Source organism: Methylobacterium brachiatum (assembly GCF_020523825.1).
Lineage (GTDB): Bacteria > Pseudomonadota > Alphaproteobacteria > Rhizobiales > Beijerinckiaceae > Methylobacterium > Methylobacterium brachiatum.
This window is the reverse complement of the sequence record NZ_JAJALK010000008.1, coordinates 1-15,932: the sequence shown is the minus strand read 5'-3', so window position 1 is coordinate 15,932 and position 15,932 is coordinate 1. Positions and strand designations below refer to the sequence as shown.

Sequence of the window (15,932 nt, the reverse complement as noted above, 5' to 3'; positions counted from 1 at the left end):
GAGTGCGTCAAGCCGCCTGCGCGGTTTCCTCAGGCTGGGCGAGCAATCGCGCGAGATCGGCGACCGGCAGCGGGCGGCTGAACAGGTAGCCTTGCATCTCGTCGCAGCCTTCCTGCTGGAGATGATCGCGCTGCTCGGCGGTCTCGACACCTTCGGCCACCGTTGTGATCCCGAGAGCGGCGCCGAGACCGGCTACCGCCCGCACGATCGCCGCGCAGTGACGGTTAGCGCCGAGCTCGCGCACGAAGGACTGGTCGATCTTGATCTTGTCGAATGGGAACGCCCGCAGGTAGCTCAACGACGAGTACCCGGTGCCGAAATCATCCATGGCGATGCGCACACCGAGGTCGCGCAAACGGTGAAGGACCGCCAGGTTGGCGTCGCTGTCGACGAGCAGCACCGACTCGGTGATCTCCAGCTCCAAGCGCTTCGGATCGAGCCCCGCATTCGCCAGCGCCGACACGACGGCGGGGACGAGGCCCGGCTGCCGGAACTGCAGCGGCGAGAGGTTGACCGCGACCTTGATCTCGCCCGGCCAGGTGGACGCTTCCCGGCACGCTTCGCGCAGGACCCACTCGCCGATCGGTGCGATCAGACCCGTCTCCTCGGCGATCGGGATGAACTCGGCCGGCGAGATGAAGCCGCGTTCGGGATGACGCCAGCGCAGCAGCGCCTCGCAGGCGATGATGCGGTTCTCTCGCAGGTTCATGAGCGGCTGGTAGTACAGCTCCAAGGCACCCGTGTTCAGCGCTTCCCGCAGCGCGCGCTCCAACGCACGGCGCGCCTGGACCCGCGCGTTCATCCCCGCCTCGAAGAACCGGAACGTGCCGCGTCGCTCCGCCTTGGCCTGGTACAGCGCGAGATCGGCGTTGTTGAGCAGGAGATCGGGGGTGGTTCCGTCGCCCGGCAGAACGGCGATGCCCAGACTGGCGCCGATCACCACCTCCTGCCCGAGGACGGTGAACGGTCGGGCCAGGTGCTCGACGAGGCGCGCCGCGAGGTGGCCCGCCGCCTCGGGCGATGACGCGCTCTCCTGCAGGATCGCGAACTCGTCGCCGCCCAGGCGGGCGACCATGTCCTCCGCGCGCACGCAGGCCCTGAGGCGCTCGGCGACCACCCGCAGCACCGCGTCGCCGGCCGCGTGCCCGAGCGTATCGTTGATCCCCTTGAAGCCGTTGAGATCAAGGCAAAGCACCGCGGACTGGTCCGGACGGCGCTGCTGTCGCTCCAGGACGGCGCACAGGCGCTCGCGGAAATAGGCTCGGTTCGGCAGGTCGGTCAGCGGGTCGTGGTGCGCCATGTGGGCGATCCGCGCTTCGACGGCGCGCCGCTCAGTGACGTCCTCGGCGATCCCGAGCAGGTATTGCGGCCGTCCCGCCTCATCCGCGACGGACAGCTGCTTGATGTGGAGGAGGCGTTTTCCGTTGGCGGGTGTGTTGATCTCGCGCTCTTCGACGAGAGCGCCGCCATCAGACGTTAGGAGAACGCGCTCTTCGCGAGAAGCGGCAGGCCCTTTCTCGGCAGCCAGAAACAGCTCATGGGCGGTTTCGCCGATCAGCTCCGTCCGCGGCACGCCGAGCAGTTCCTCTCCGGACCGATTCAGCAGGAGGAGACGGTGTGCGACTGCGTCTTGCACGTACACCATCGCGGGAATGTTCTCGACGACTGTGTCGAGAAAACTGCGCGTTTTTCGCAGCTCCGCTTCGGCGAGTCGGCGCTGGGTGACGTCGATGGAAGCCACCAGCACGGCCGGCTGCCCCCTGAGGATCAGCGAACGTATGTACGGCAGGATCTCGATCGAGGATCCATCCGCCTTGATATGACGCCAGATCTGCTCGCCGTCGTAGGGGCTCACGCGGTTCGTCAGGACCGCCTGGACCGCGGCGTGGTCCGCCTCGGGCCGGATGTCGAGAGCCGTCATCGTGAGGAAGCGCTCGCGGCTGTAGCCGTAATGCTCGACCGCGGCGGCGTTGACGTCGAGGAACCGCAACGAGGCAGCGTCACAGACCCACATCGGCAACGGATTGGCCTCGAACATCATCCGGAATGACGCCTCGCGGGTGCGCAACTCCGTGATGTCGACCAGCGTGATCACGAGCAGGTCGCCCAAGGTTGAGGCCGCGACTTTGAGGAACAACTCCCTCTGATCGACGACATAATCCAGCTCGAAATCGATACGGCCGCCAGTCTCGACGACAGCGTGCAGGCGGGTGACGATATCCTCCGCCCGGCTTCCGAGCCGGATCGCTGAGAGGTGCTGCCACAACAGGGCGCTGGCCGGCTGGCGCATCAACGTGGCAGCGCCGGCATTCAAAGCGACGATCTGGAGATCCTGCAGGGCACCATCGACATCACGCACGGGGATCAACGCGAGGATCCCCTCGGTAGTCGAGTGATAGACCTGTTCGACGAGGCTGGATCGGCTCTCGGGTTCGCCGACATGGACGAGCGCGACGGGAAAGCCCCAGTGCGTTTCCAGGGGCAACACCAGGATCTGATGTACTTCGACGACGCCGTTCTCGACGCGGCTGGCCGCCTCCTGCGCGGGCCGGCCGGTTTGCAGGGCCCGGTGCACGACTTGGCGCAGGACCCGTGTGCAGTCGCTGCGCTCCCGCGGGGACTGACCATCGGCCGCCCCATGCAGCCAAACTGCGACGTGTGGTGCGATGCGCACGATGGAGAGTTCATCGCCATCGAGACGCACGATGGCGGTGCTATCGGCGAACCGTCCGAGCGTGCCAAGGGCAACGTCCTCGTAGCGAGGCAGCGCCATACCCGGCTTTCGAGCAGCAGACCAACGCTCGCTTAGGATGTGAGCTGCGCTGCCCGACGCGTCGGATGGGCGATGTTGAGCCTGGATCGACATGTCGCCGGGGAGATCGCACAGACAGATAAGATCACCAATGCAACGCGGCGGTTGAGATTGGATTAAAATCGGGAAGCCGCCGTGAGATGCGGCGCTTCAATGGCGATCGGAAGAGATCAATACTTACTCAATTCCGACACACCTGCCGAGGCCGGTTCGGGTATAAGACCGATTTACCTGCCAGCGCTGAAGCAATGAGAGGATGAGATATGCAATAGAAGGAGCCGTCAGAAATTTGCGAGTGAGTGGCATGCCGTCAACCGGTTTTGAGCCAGCGCGCTGTTGGGGGCCGTCTCCGGGCTATGATCCAGTCCTCAATCTCGCGACTAGTTGGCAAACTGGAGAAAGTGTCGATGCTTGCCAGCGTGCCGACCAGCTTCGGGAACAGTGAGCGGCGAGGACCGTACGGTTCGCCGCTCGCGCGGAGGTCTCGATACGGCGAGGCAAAAACGGGCGCTCTCCTTTGAGAGGAGCGCCCTGAGTGCGTTCCGGTCTCGGGAAGGAACGTGTCGATCTGCTATGACTTCACGCCGGCGTGAACAAGCCACCGCAGGTAAGAAGCCGGGCGTGTGTCCGTGTCATCGAAACGTCACATGTGTTAAGAGGCAGGTGACGCGTTCGTTGAGAGAGGAGGAAGGCATGGCCTCCATCGAGGAGATCGCGGCGACGCTGCGCAGCATCGCGACGCCGGGGATGAAGCCGAAGGCTTTGCGCGCCGCCATACGGGAACGGTACCCTGAGGCGAACAAGAAGGAGATCGTTCGAGCCGCCTTTTACGCTATGACTGAGACCTCTCCTGTGGGGCAGGATGCGCTGCCGGACCTGCACAACTTTGCCTTGTCCGAGCGGGCCGGCGACGAGGATGCGGACGCGGCGCTGAAGGTCGGCAAGCGCAAGGCGAAGAAACTGGCCCCCGACAAGGCTGGCAGGCCCGCAAACCCTGAGGTTGGAGCGCGATACGCAGCGTTCATACGACGCGCGGGTTAGATCATCGGCGCGACGTGCTCAGGCTCGCTTGGGGCGCCTGGTCTGCCGAGAATGCGCGTGACCCGCCTCACGCCGCATGAACCCGGTCGAGGAAGGTGTCGATAGCAGCCTGCAGGCTGGCGGTGCCTGTGTTGACCTGCGAGGCGCCACTTCGGACCTGATCAGCTTGTGCCGCGTTCGAGGCGGCCGCCTCTTGCACACCGCCGATGCTGTTGGATACGGTCCGGGCTTCGGCCGCAGCACCCGCGATAGCGCGGGCGATCTCCTGGCTGGCGTGTCCCTGCTGTTCAGCGGCCGCGGCCACGTCGGAGGCCGTCTTGCTCATTTCCGCGATGGTGCCACCGATCGAGCCGATCGCATCGACCGTCCCGTCGGCGGCGGCTTGGATCGCCGCGACCTGGCTGGTGATGCGGTCCGTCGCGGATGCGGTCTGCGTCGCGAGTTCCTTCACTTCAGCCGCCACCACCGCGAAGCCGCGGCCCGCAGCGCCGGCGCGCGCCGCCTCGATGGTCGCGTTGAGGGCCAGCAGGTTGGTCTGCGCGGCCACGCTGCGGATCAGCGTCACCACGGCTCCGATCTCGCCGGCGGCCTGCGACAGGCTCACCACGGTCGTCTCCAGGCCGCGCGCATCGTCCAGGGCCGCGGCCGCGATCTCGCTCGTGTGCCGTACCTGCTCCTCGATGGCCCGGGCTGAGCTCGACAGCTGTTCCGCGGCACCGGCGATGCTGTTGACCACCTCGACCGACTGGCTCGATGCGACCGCCACGCGCGTAGCCTGCGCCGTCGTGTCCCCGGCGGTGCCGGACAGGGCATCGGCCGTGGCCTGCATCGCCTGAGCCGAGCACGCCAAGCTCGCTACGGCTCGCTTGGTCTCGAGCTCAAAGGCGTGCGTGGCCTCGGCCAGGACCTGGGCTCGGACTGCGTCCTGAGCCGCTCGCTTCTCCGCGCCAGCGTCGAGATCCCGCTTCTCGATCAGCGCGACCTGAAAGGCCTCGATCGCGCGCGCCATCTCGCCAATCTCGTCGGCGCGACGCGTGAAGGGGACTTGGTCGTCGAGCTTCTCGGCAGCGAGCGCCTGCATGGCGGCCTTGAGCCGGTGCAGAGGTCGTTGGATCTGGGTTGCGAGAACCCAGAAGGCGACACCGAGACCCAGAAGCAGAGCGACGGCCGGCGCGACCAGAAGGGTCAGTGTGGCCCGATGGCGCTCCTCCGCGACAGCTGCGCGCTGCGCGTCGAGGTGGGCCAGCATCTCGCGTCCGAGATTGCTGATCTCAGCGACCATGCGCTCACGGTTCTTCACCGTGGCTTCGTCGGTGGCCTGGATCAGGGCGGCCTTGGGCGAGAGGGTCAGGCCCATTTCGGCTGTTTCGGTCTGATAGGCGATGAACTCCTTCACTGCGAGGTCGAGCTTGCGCTTGCGCTCGGGCGAGAGTTGCGCGTCCATGGCAGTGAGAAAGGGACCGCGCGCCTGTTCCACATCGGTGAGGGCGCTCTGGAGCCCGGCGAGCCGGGCTTTGGCCTCCTGGGTGTCTTCGGCGGTGTAGACCGCGGTGGCCTGCACCACTGCGTGCTCGATGGCCTGGGCCAAGGTCCGCGCCTGCAGGCCGGCGTTCCAGGCCGCTTCGGTCGCTGCTGCGCGCTGCTGCTCCTGATCGGCTTGGCGGAGGGCAAAGCCGGAGATGCCGGCGGCGACGAGGCCGAGCAGGCTGATCACGGCCACGAGTTTATGGGCCAGGGAGATACGCATCAGGAACTGCCAAATACCGAGTTGATGCGCCGGTCCCTGCACCGGCATCCGTTGCGCTACCCTTAAGGATAGCTGGCAAAATCGCCTCGACACATTATGAATTAAAACGCCCATATCGTTATGATTGCCAAACAGCGATTGCAAAGAATGAATATTAAAGTCAATATTAAGAGCCATCATACTCAAGGTACCGAGCAATATCCTTCAATCGCATAGGGCTGCTTCGGATTTGCACTTGGCGCGCAGGCCATCCAAACCAGATCAGGCGGAAACATACTGCCCAGACTCATTATGGATCAGCGAGGCGGTCGGCTGAGCAGCGGCAAACGTCCACCTCCGCGATGCAGCGCTTCGGAGCGAGCCGGTCTACTGCCACAATCAAGACATGCTATACTGATAGTTGAAGCGGAGCGTCAGCGATCTCATCGGCTCGGAAGTGAAATGAAGTGCATAGACGCGCACCTGTTCAGACTAAGTGTTGGCGACTTCCATGTACCTTGATCCGGCCACCTTGCTGATCGCCAGCTCTGCGACAACTTTCCTGGTTGGCACGTTACTTCTGGTAGCGGGGCGTGAGTCGCAGGGATCCCGCTCTCTGAGCCTCTGGGGAGCGGCACATCTCATTGGCGCCATCGGTTCCGTCGGCATCGCTCTACGCGACCAAGTCCCTGACCTGCTTTCCATCGGGCTGGCCAACGTGCTCGTTCAGGCCGCTTATGGATTGATCTGGAGCGGCGTCCGCTCCTTCGAGGGTCGTTCGATCCGCCTAGGCGTTGCGTTCGTCGGCGCGATATTCTGGTGTGTCCTCTGCCTGGTTCCGGCCTTCTACGCGTCAGTTACGCTGCGGATCCTATATGGTTCGGCCGTGGCGACACTCTACTGCAGTTCGGCCGCCGTGGAGATCTGGCGCGGCCGCGCGGAGCGGCTCGCCTCCCGAGTTCCGGCTTTCACTGTGCTAGGCCTTCATGGTGCAGTCTACTTCGTCCGGATCCCGCCGACCCTGACGGCACCACAACTCGGATCCAACCCGATCGCCACACCCTGGGTGGCGATCCTGTGCTTCGTGACCATGCTGTTCTCGATCGCCTCGGCCTTCACCTTCTTGGCGCTTGTGAAGGAGCGGGCCGAGCGCGAGCAGCGCATCGCCGCCTCTACCGATGCGCTTACGGGCGTACACAATCGACGCGCCTTCGCGAAAGCCGCCGAGTCTATACTGGCTGAGCATCGAGATAGTGTACTATTGCTTATTGATCTCGACCGGTTCAAGGCCGTCAATGACAGCTATGGCCACGCGGTCGGCGATGCGGTGCTGGTGAGCTTCTGCGCCATGGCCACCTCCCTGCTGCCGCAGGACGCGCTGCTGGGGCGCCTCGGCGGCGAGGAATTCGCCTGCCTTTTGCCGGATGCCTCCCCCGAGGAGGCCCTTGCCCGGGCCGAGGAACTCCGCCGAACCTTTGCGCAACTTTTCGTCGCCGAGTTCCCTGAGCTGCGAGTCAGTGTCAGCATCGGGATCGCACAAGCGTGCGGTGTGGGCGGATACGAGATTCTGATGCACTGCGCCGATATGGCACTCTACACCGCCAAGAATGGGGGGAGGGACCAAGTGGCCATGGCCAAGATGCCAGCCGGGCAGTCCGCTGATGGCCAAGGGCGCATCCCGGATTGTGCGCTGATAGCGAGACGAGACTGCGTGCCTGCTTTTACTGCGCGGGAACGCAGTCCGTACAGGCCAGGCTCAAAGTCCGCGTAATTACCCAGGCCTGTGATGGCTGGGCTCAGGCGCCGATGGTTTTGAGGATGGCGCCGAAGGGACTGCTGCCTGTGAGGCGCGCGGTGTCGACGACGGTGCGAATGGCGGCCTCGCCCTCGGCCGCCCACATGGCCCGGTAGCCGTTGGTGACCTTCCGCTGCACGACAGCCGGACGCAGCAGCCGCTCGGAGCCGTTGTTGGTCGGCTCGACCTTTCCGGGATAGGCGAGGAAGACCAGGAGCTGATCGCGGGCGCGGCTGATCTTGGCCTGCAGGTCGCGGCTCAGATCACAGCGGCTCGACGTGGCGAGGATGGCACCCAGTTGCCGATCCAGGCTGCGGCGCTTGGCCGAGAGCGTCGCGGCAGCCAAGTCGGTGACGCGCTCGGCCAGGGCGAACACGCGCTGCAACCAGAGTTGCAGGCGCCAGGGCACGGGATCGTCGCTGGCCTCGACGCCATAGGCGACATCGCGGGCCAGATGCGCCAGGCAGGTCTGGTGCTCATCCGCGTGGCCCTGTTGGGCGGTGTAGCGGTCGGAGATCCACACCGCCGGTCGGTGCCCGTCCATCATCTCGCGCACCACGACAGCGCCGCGCGTCGGGGAGGCGGTGTGCACCACGGCTTGCGCCGAGTGGAACAGCCAGTGGTAAGCGTTCGAGCCCTCGATGCGCACGCCAGTCTCGTCGCAGGCGACGACCTCAGCCTTGCGCAGGGTCGCGATGGCCGCGTCGCGACCGGCACGGAAGCGGTCCTGCGCGCGCCGGAGCAGGTTCATCAGCCCGCCCTGGCTGAGGGTGAGGCCGAACAGATCGGAGAGCGCCGCCTGCAGCCGTTCGTACGAGAGCGCCTGAAAGGTCTTGAGGTACGTCGCCACCGCATGCAGCCGCGGACCGAAGGGCGTGCCGCGCGCCGCTTCGGGCGGTGGCGCGATCACGCGCGTCCCGCAGCTCGGACAACAAACGGCAAGGCGCTGGTGCTGCGTCACAATCGGCGCCACCTCAGGCAGCTCGATTTGCTCAGAGACGCTGACGATCTCTGCCGGAAGTGCGGCGTGCAGGCTGGCGCCGCAGCACGCGCACGCCTCGGGACGATGCTGGACGATCGTATCGGGATCATCGCTCAGCACCCGGCTGTGACCCTCGTGACCGGGCTTGGCGCCGCCGGGCTTAGAATGCTCCCGCTGCTCCTTGCGATCCGTCGCGGGCGGCTTGGATGAGGTGCGCGAGGTCTTCTCTGGCCGCTGCAGCCGCAGCACCAGCTCGATCAGCTCCTCGCGGCTCAGCCGTTCCAGTTCGCTGCGGCCCATCCCGCCAGGGAATCAGCGAAATCCGACCCGCGCAAGAGGCAAGCTCGTCCCGGCAAGCGGCGCAGCCGCGGGCGTTCCGCCGCCGACCGATCCACCCCGTGGGTAATTACAAGTCCGCGGAAAGAGCATTTTGAGACGATTGGACGAGCCGCAACGAAGGTCCACTTCTCTGGACTAAACAACAAATGCGGCTCAGTCGCTTTCAGTTAGACTACGTCACGTGAGAGCGCCAGCGCACGCAGAACCGGTCGTTCAGCTTTGCGCCCATTCCGGCCATCTAACGAGCCGCCGACGCGCCTCCATAGCGGACGCTCACCGTGAAGGCTGCGGCGGCGGCCCATTCGCATAAGGGCACGATATGGAGCGGCGCAGTGCCTCCGTGGCCCTTGGGATCCGATGTGCGCTCTGGGAAGGCCTTCTTCCAGGCTGCCGGTGAGGGCGGGGCCTACAACCGGGTAGGGTGGAAAGCGGGCGGTCTGCTTGAGAGCGGGCGGGGCTTTGAAACAGACATGGTCGCTACCGGAAGGTCCGCTGGGGCCGGGATACATCTCCACCTCGACCACGTTACTGAAGGAGTGGTCCGGCTGATCCGCCGCGACAGGCGCACGGCCTTCACCGTGCGCCGCAGGTCGCTCAGCTCTTGGAAGAAGTCATAGCGGATGAGCGGCAGCGTTTCCGAGCGCGTACTCAGGCGGTCCAGAAGCTCAGGCATCAGCAGCCGTGCCGTCGTCCCGTAGCGGCTGCGGCGATCCCCCAGCGCCGCAACTTCGGACTGCAGTTTGCCTTAGGCCCGCAGCCAGATCGCCTGGTAGTGCAGCGCCAAGAAGGTATAAGACACGGCTTACAGATGCAGTGAGCGTGGACTTTGCCCTGCTGGACACGCCGATTGCCCGGTCATGCAGGTCTCATCTGCAAAGAACCCGTTTCGGCGATGCTGGCACGAGAGCGCCACCCTTGACGAGGGCATCGAGCGCCGCGAGGATCTCGTCGCCGCTGTCAAGGCTTCCGAACGCCTCGGCTACCTCGCCGGCCCGGACCCGGAAGCTCGGTTCGTTCAACACGCGTAGGGCGGCCGTGCGCAAGGTCTCAACGGTAGGCGCGTCCGTCGTGAGGTCGATACCAACCCCCGACCAGCCGATGCGCGCGCCGACCTCGGCTTTGTCCTCCGTCCGCCCCGCCGAGACGATCGGCACGCCCACGGCCAGCGCCTGCGAGACACTGCCATAGCCGCCGTTGGTCACAAGTAAGTCTACCTTCGGCAGCAGCAGGTCGAACGGCAGGAAGCTCGCGACCCGGGCATTGGCGGGAAGCGGTCCCCGCAAGACGTCCAAGGGCCGCCCGCCAGTGGTCGCGACAACGAGCAGGTCGTCCCGGTCGGCGAGCGCGGTCAGTGTCGGCTCGACCAGAGCCCCGAAGTCCGCATTGGCGAGTGTGCCCTGCGTGACCAGCACGACGTGGCCGCCCTCCTCGCGCCACGCGTCGAGCTCGGGCCACCAAGTCGGCACCGGTATGTCGGCGTGCGGGTTGGGCAAGAGGCCGACGAAGCGTAGGCCGGACGGGAGCGCACCGAAGTCGTACTCGAAGGCGGGGACCGTCGGCTGGAGGAAGAGATCCGGCAGCACGACGATCGAGTGAGGCAGGGAAGCCGGCAGGGGCGGAAGCCCGAGTCCGGCGAGCAGGCCGTCCGTGTGGGCGCGCACGGGATTGACGAAGGCGGCATCCGTCCCCGCCTTCAAGGCGGAGTAGCGCATCCGCTCGGCTTCGTCTCCTGCCGGCGGCAGGCCGGCCCCCACCGGCGCGTGATCAGGCCGATCGAGGAAGAGGAAGCTGACGTTCAGGACGGCGATCGGCGGCCGGGGTTGCCTGTCGAGGAGCAAGGGCAGCACGCCAAGGAAAAGGCTGCCGGCGATCACGATATCAGGCCGATGATCTGCGATCAGCCTCCGCAAGCCGGCTGCTTGGCCAGGCATGCCGTCGATGAAGCGCCGCTCGAATTCATGCCGCCAGCGTTCCGGTCCCGGCGGCAGGCTGACGTCGAGGTAGGCGGCGGCTCCACCATCATTGCACGGGACGAAACGCAGACCTGCTGCCTCGATCCGGGTCCGAAACGTCTCGGCCGTTGTGAACAGCACGTCGTCGCCGCGGGCGCGCAGGAGGTTTCCGATGGCCAGCAGCGGATTGACATGCCCTGTCAAAGCCGAGGCCGCGATCAGGACTTTCATCTTGAAACTCCGTAGCTTTGGAATTGAGAACACTCACTCGGCGTCGCGAACGAAGTGTAGCTGTTCCGAATATATCGACCGCAGCTCGCAAGGAATACGCGACCGCAGCGTGCACGTCGATTGCTGCTATTTTGGACTGAACGATCCCGAACGCGCTGGTGTTTCGGCTCAGGTGCGTGACCAGCTAGTCTCAGATGGAAGCCTCATCGAGATACAGGCTTTATGGATACCTCATCGGCTACGTGGAAGCTGCGACTCGTCTGCTTCGGACACATCGAATAGAGTACATATCACTGCGACCGGCAGCGGAGACGACAGATCGACGGAGTGACAGAACTGCGAGTGTCCGCAACAGACATCGATAAGGCCACCCACCTTCTGGGTAATTCTCTCGCGCAATGCAAACAGACGCAAGACCTGGGAATCACGAAAAGAGAGTCGCTCGCGCAATGCTCATTATCAAATCGAAACTGCGATGACGGCCTTGCAGTCAAGCCTCGCCATTTCAATCGAGGTTTTGCTTGGCCATGAAGTTTCGGACTAACGCTGCAATCTCGTCGACGCGCTCATCAAGCGCGAAGTGTCCCGCATCGAGAATGTGGATTTCTGCGTCCGGAAGGTCTTTCCTGTAGGCTTCGGCACCGCCGATCGCGAAGGACGGATCGTATCGCCCCCAGACGACGAGGGTTGGAGGCCGCTTCTGCCGGAGCCAAGTCTGCCACATCGGATAGGAGGCGACGTTGGTACGATAGTCATAAAACAGATCGGACTGGATCTGTCGTTGACCTGGCCGGGACAGATGGGCGAACTCGTCGAGCCACAGATGCGGGTCGTATCGCTTTGGATGCGGGCTGGTTCCGAGATGACGCTGCTTCGTCGTCTCCAGGGAGAGGAAGCTATCGATCACCGCGTCCTCATGGGAGGCGCGGTCGTGCCAGAATGCCCGACGGGTTGCCCAGAGCGGTCCAAGCCCATCCTCATGAGAGACAGCATTCTGGATGATCAGCGCCTGCACACGTTCGGGATGTGCAAGAGCCAGCCTCATGCCTATGGGGCCGCCATAATCCTGAAGGAAGAGGCTGTACCGGTTCAGGCCGATCTTTTCCGCAAACTGGTCGATCGTGCCGGCGACATGGTCGAACGTGTAGGCATATCGCTCCGGCGGTGGCGCCTCGCTCAGGCCGAAGCCCGGATAATCGGGTGCCACCAGATGGAAGCGGTCTGCGAGACGAGGGATCAGCGTCTCGAACATGGCCGAAGATGATGGAAAGCCGTGAAGCAGAAGGATTGTCGGAGCGTCCTTCGGGCCGGCTTCTCGATAGAAGATTGTAACGCCGTCGACCGCAACCGTACGATAGGTTGTGTCGACGGATGTCATTGAGGCCGTCTCGGCCGACGCAGTTGGAGAAGCAATCAGCGCCGTTGTCGCGAGAAGGGGTGCAAGCGCTCTGAACATCGTTGTACCTCTCGAGTACGGGTGGCTTCTCAGCCGCGGATGCTGTGCGTCGAGCGATATCCGTCATGACGCACGCAGCCTTTCGGAGCGGGCGTGCGAAGTCCTGGCTGGAACCGCTCGATGCCCGCGTGCCTGTCCGATCGAGCCAACCACAAGGCTCGGCGGAGCGGCCGCAGGCACCACACGCCGCTTCAAGGTTCACCGAGCCAAACCGGGTCTCTGTAAACCCTGCCTGTCACTCCGGAAGCTGCCGCGCATCATTTTCTCAATGATGGGTATCCGTCGACATAGATCCAGTTCGTCGATCGAGCAGGAACGTGACACCCTAAACATTCGTCTCGATAGCTGACTGTCGTGGCTTTGTCGGGCTGACCCGCATCGAACCACGACCAGCCCCAACCTTCGCCCCAAAGTGGGTTGTCTTGGTGAGTATTTCCGGCGTCGCGCACCATGACGAACCAACCTTTGAGATGATCCGCACGACTTACCGTCCCGGTCGTAAATTCACCGGTGCTGGTTTCATAAACTTCTTTGACCAGGGTAGCGCCGTCTGGAAACGAACCCTCGTTGCGATAGGTCTGCGCAGCACCGGGTGATGCGTAGACCACGTGCATCTCCTTCGAACCCCGGCCATTCTCCGATGCGACCGCCCAGGAACCGAGGAACCGGTAGCGTTCCCGGTAGTCGCTCGGCACGCGGATATTGCCGGATTCATCCACAAGCTGCGGCTTCTTTTGGTCTATCGGCTGAGCGGAAGGCTGACTCAGCAATCCCGCCGACGTGGCCAGCAGCGTCAATGCGCCAGAGACATGGAGCAGATAGCGACGATACATATCGTATCTCCACACAGTATACGATCTAACTAATCGTCCAATCGCGGATAGAACTGTGTCCAGACTTCATCTTTCTTTGCTGAGGCCATGTGGCAGTAGGCGCATTCGCTTTTCGGGCGCACCGTTGCAGTTGCCGCTTTCGGCTCGTGGTGATTGAAGTTGAAGTAACCCCATCCGCCGGTCGAGGTATACCGCGCTGTGTCTTTGACCGTCACGTCGGCTCCGTTGAGCTTGCCCGGAAAAAAGCCACGCCCAGATGGCTCGACGCGCGACCCGTCGGCCTCTTCTTTAGGTAGAGTCAACTGAAGTTCCTTGAAGAGGATGGTGCCCTCCGGAAAACTTCCGGTCCTCTTATATTCATCGTAGGAGCACGGCTCGATGTAGACGTTGTGATACTCTGGGAAGCCGGCGTGCCCGTTATTGAGTGCATTCGGTGTAAGAGGCGAGCCGACATAGATCCATCGCTCGAAGTGCTTCGGAAGGACCAGCTCCCCATCCGACGTGTACTCCGCTTTGTAGCAGCTCGATTGTTGCGCAATCGATGGGCTCGGATTCGACATTAATCCTGACACCGCCACCGATGCAGCAGCAACCCGGAGGAATGCAAACCTGGACATCGAACGTCATCCCCTCTCTCAACCGCCTTGAGGCGCCGCAACGTAGCGTGCGATTGAGCGCCCATCTGCGAGCCTACCGAAATGGAGCGTGCCGAAGGTCCGGAATTGGTTGCAGAACGTCTCGCACCTCTGTCGTCACCGTTGCGACGAGGGTTGATGGCGGACCGCGAGCATCCCACATGGGCGCGCCCTGATCGCACATCACGAGGTTTCCTGTAGCCACGGCGAAGCCGCCGAGGTTGCTTCGGATGTCGATAGGACCGCACATCCCACCTGTCCTGTGAACGGGGCGACGAATTGACCATCGATTGCTTGACACGGACCTGTGTTCACGCACACGAGCTGCACCTGATCTAGGTACGGAGAATTGAAAGTTCCTATTGTGCCAGCTACGATTTCACGACACACCGTCGATGCGGCCATCGACGTACTTGAAGTGAGCTTCGTCAAGTTGGTGGAGTGCCTCGTCGCATCCGGCTGGCGCCTCGAGTTGGCCGGCACCGATGCACCGAGCATCCATTACAACATAGCCGGTCGAGGCACGCTCATCACGAGCAGGAGTGCGCCCATCGATCTTCGGCCGCACACCCTCGTCATTCTTCCGAGGCACACGGCGTTCGCCCTCGAAACCCCCGGCGCATTACCCATGCGAACCGTCAACCGGGGGCCTCTGAGTTCGGCGCCCGGATCGGTCCGACGCTTCACAGCCGGCCCGAGTGCGGCCCACCTCGTCCTCGTCTGCGGTTACTTTCGGGCGCTGTATGGCACATCGATCGACGTCTTCGACACGCTTCGGGTGCCCATCGTCGAATACTTCGACGAAATCGATCAAATCGACCACAAATTTCGTGAGGCGGTCGACGAGCTCGCCGCACAGGAGGTCGGCACCGGAGCAATGGCCGCAGGCCTGCTCAAGCTTGTTCTCATTGCGATATTCCGGAGATCGCTCGTCTCGCAGCAAGTTTGGGCGGAGCGGTTCTCGTTGCTCAGCGATCCGCAGATCTCGCGGGCCTTCTCCGAAATGGCCGCGCGACCAGCGGCGGACCATACCGTATCGTCCCTCGCCCATGTCGCCGGTCTGAGCAGATCCGCCTTCCTGGCTCGCTTCACCAAGGCCTTCGGCACTTCGCCGATGTCGACGCTCAGGCAGCTGCGCATACGACACGCGGCGGCACTTCTGTCCACGAACGTACTGCCGATCGATCAGATCGCTCAAGCTGTCGGGTATCGGAACCGCAGCAGCTTCTCGAGAGCCTTCAAGAAGACGTACCTGATCGATCCGAGCGAGTATCGAAATCGAAAGGCGATACAAGAAGGCGAAGTTTACAACCCCGATCCATAAGATCGGGGTTGGACAGTAGATCTGTGCGGGGGCAACCGTAGCGAGGCTGCCCCCTATCGTCTGTCGTTTCACCGATCCGACGATCGTAAGGTGGATCGAGATCGTGACGTCAGCCGCGCGGCCGACCGTCGGGCCGTCGCACGGATGCCAGCAGCAGCGTTATCGACGCCGCCAGCAGGACGAGATCCTTGAGGAGGAACTGTCCGGGCATCGCGGAGATTGCGGGAAATCCACCGGCGGTGTGCTCGGCCACGCCGGGGGTGGTCACAAAGAACGTCAGTGTTATCAGGTACGTCGTGATCGACATCGCGGCACCCAGGGCCGAAACCACTGGAACGAAGGCGCCGACTGCGAGCGCGATCGCGGTCGACAGCTCCAAGATGCCGATCACACGGCTTGTTCCCTGAATGCCGAAGACGTCGTGCAACCAGCCCATGATGGGGCTATTCGCCACGAACGGGGCAATCCCGCCAGCCTCATAGGCCGTGAACTTCATGAAGCCGAACCAGAGAAAGATGACGACCAGCGACCAGCGCAGCGGCGAGAGACTGGATCTCAATCCGGCGGGGCCTTCGGCGGTCACGAACCAGGACTGATGCGGAGTGGTGGTAGTCATGGCGAAATCCTTTCGGGTCATGTTGCACGAGACAGGTGTGCGGGAACGCAGCGCGCGATTGCTGTCGTCGGTCGGACCTGTTCGACAGGTGGAGGGGTGATGGAGTGACTAGGCTGATCGGCCCCCACGAGGTGGTCCAAGGTCAAAGTTAGTGCAGGGTTGGTCGCTGGACCACGGCGAGCTTGGCCGG

At 63.5% G+C, this 15,932-nt stretch carries 11 protein-coding genes; 3 read left to right on the top strand and 8 right to left on the bottom strand.

All coding sequences use genetic code 11. The features are described 5' to 3' along the window. Positions 1-7: 7 nt before the first annotated feature. Positions 8-2,773, bottom strand: coding sequence for a sensor domain-containing protein (locus tag LGR69_RS18045; RefSeq protein WP_179240068.1), 2,766 nt, complete (start codon positions 2,771-2,773; stop codon positions 8-10). A gap of 732 nt (positions 2,774-3,505) precedes the next feature. Between LGR69_RS18045 and LGR69_RS18040 the strand changes: the two genes are divergently transcribed. Further along, positions 3,506-3,853 carry a hypothetical protein gene (locus LGR69_RS18040; protein WP_051976286.1) on the top strand — a complete coding sequence of 116 codons (348 nt, stop codon included), beginning with the start codon at positions 3,506-3,508 and terminating at the stop codon, positions 3,851-3,853. A 67-nt stretch (positions 3,854-3,920) separates the two neighbouring features. Here the strand turns inward: LGR69_RS18040 and LGR69_RS18035 are convergent, their stop codons facing one another. Next, a complete protein-coding gene (locus LGR69_RS18035; protein WP_230366879.1) occupies positions 3,921-5,648 on the bottom strand; it encodes a methyl-accepting chemotaxis protein in 1,728 nt (575 codons plus the stop codon). A 442-nt stretch (positions 5,649-6,090) separates the two neighbouring features. Between LGR69_RS18035 and LGR69_RS18030 the strand changes: the two genes are divergently transcribed. After that, entirely contained in the window at positions 6,091-7,350 is a 1,260-nt protein-coding gene (locus LGR69_RS18030; RefSeq protein WP_081948803.1) for a GGDEF domain-containing protein, read from the top strand. A 25-nt stretch (positions 7,351-7,375) separates the two neighbouring features. Here the strand turns inward: LGR69_RS18030 and tnpC are convergent, their stop codons facing one another. The 5 genes from tnpC to LGR69_RS18005 all read right to left on the bottom strand — a co-directional run bounded on the left by tnpC (position 7,376) and on the right by LGR69_RS18005 (position 13,784). Next, positions 7,376-8,656 carry an IS66 family transposase gene (gene tnpC / locus LGR69_RS18025; RefSeq protein WP_043387809.1) on the bottom strand — a complete coding sequence of 427 codons (1,281 nt, stop codon included), beginning with the start codon at positions 8,654-8,656 and terminating at the stop codon, positions 7,376-7,378. Between the two features lie 905 nt (positions 8,657-9,561). Beyond that, the gene (locus tag LGR69_RS18020; RefSeq protein WP_043388184.1) at positions 9,562-10,878 is read right to left on the bottom strand and encodes a glycosyltransferase; all 1,317 of its coding nucleotides are present in this window, start codon (positions 10,876-10,878) and stop codon (positions 9,562-9,564) included. Between the two features lie 505 nt (positions 10,879-11,383). Beyond that, positions 11,384-12,334, bottom strand: a complete 951-nt coding sequence (locus tag LGR69_RS18015) for an alpha/beta fold hydrolase (protein WP_043388182.1) — start codon at positions 12,332-12,334, stop codon at positions 11,384-11,386. Between the two features lie 257 nt (positions 12,335-12,591). Continuing rightward, entirely contained in the window at positions 12,592-13,167 is a 576-nt protein-coding gene (locus tag LGR69_RS18010) for a cytochrome P460 family protein (RefSeq protein ID WP_081948859.1), read from the bottom strand. A 29-nt stretch (positions 13,168-13,196) separates the two neighbouring features. After that, entirely contained in the window at positions 13,197-13,784 is a 588-nt protein-coding gene (locus LGR69_RS18005) for a cytochrome P460 family protein (RefSeq protein WP_081948857.1), read from the bottom strand. Positions 13,785-14,166: 382 nt separating this feature from the next. Here LGR69_RS18005 and LGR69_RS18000 point away from each other — a divergent pair, with 382 nt between their 5' ends. After that, on the top strand, positions 14,167-15,126 hold the full coding sequence (locus LGR69_RS18000) for a helix-turn-helix domain-containing protein (protein ID WP_210274611.1): 960 nt from the start codon (positions 14,167-14,169) through the stop codon (positions 15,124-15,126). Positions 15,127-15,235: 109 nt separating this feature from the next. Here LGR69_RS18000 and LGR69_RS17995 read toward each other — a convergent pair whose 3' ends face one another. Next, a complete protein-coding gene (locus LGR69_RS17995) occupies positions 15,236-15,742 on the bottom strand; it encodes a YkgB family protein (RefSeq protein WP_043388180.1) in 507 nt (168 codons plus the stop codon). Positions 15,743-15,932: the final 190 nt, after the last annotated feature.

Coding starts and splice junctions, on each gene's coding strand:
- LGR69_RS18045 (WP_179240068.1), bottom strand. CDS start 2,773: ATGGCGCTGCCTCGCTACGAGGACGTTGCCCTTGGCACGCTCGGACGG.
- LGR69_RS18040 (WP_051976286.1), top strand. CDS start 3,506: ATGGCCTCCATCGAGGAGATCGCGGCGACGCTGCGCAGCATCGCGACG.
- LGR69_RS18035 (WP_230366879.1), bottom strand. CDS start 5,648: ATGCCGGTGCAGGGACCGGCGCATCAACTCGGTATTTGGCAGTTCCTG.
- LGR69_RS18030 (WP_081948803.1), top strand. CDS start 6,091: ATGTACCTTGATCCGGCCACCTTGCTGATCGCCAGCTCTGCGACAACT.
- tnpC (WP_043387809.1), bottom strand. CDS start 8,656: ATGGGCCGCAGCGAACTGGAACGGCTGAGCCGCGAGGAGCTGATCGAG.
- LGR69_RS18020 (WP_043388184.1), bottom strand. CDS start 10,878: ATGAAAGTCCTGATCGCGGCCTCGGCTTTGACAGGGCATGTCAATCCG.
- LGR69_RS18015 (WP_043388182.1), bottom strand. CDS start 12,334: ATGTTCAGAGCGCTTGCACCCCTTCTCGCGACAACGGCGCTGATTGCT.
- LGR69_RS18010 (WP_081948859.1), bottom strand. CDS start 13,167: ATGTATCGTCGCTATCTGCTCCATGTCTCTGGCGCATTGACGCTGCTG.
- LGR69_RS18005 (WP_081948857.1), bottom strand. CDS start 13,784: ATGTCCAGGTTTGCATTCCTCCGGGTTGCTGCTGCATCGGTGGCGGTG.
- LGR69_RS17995 (WP_043388180.1), bottom strand. CDS start 15,742: ATGACTACCACCACTCCGCATCAGTCCTGGTTCGTGACCGCCGAAGGC.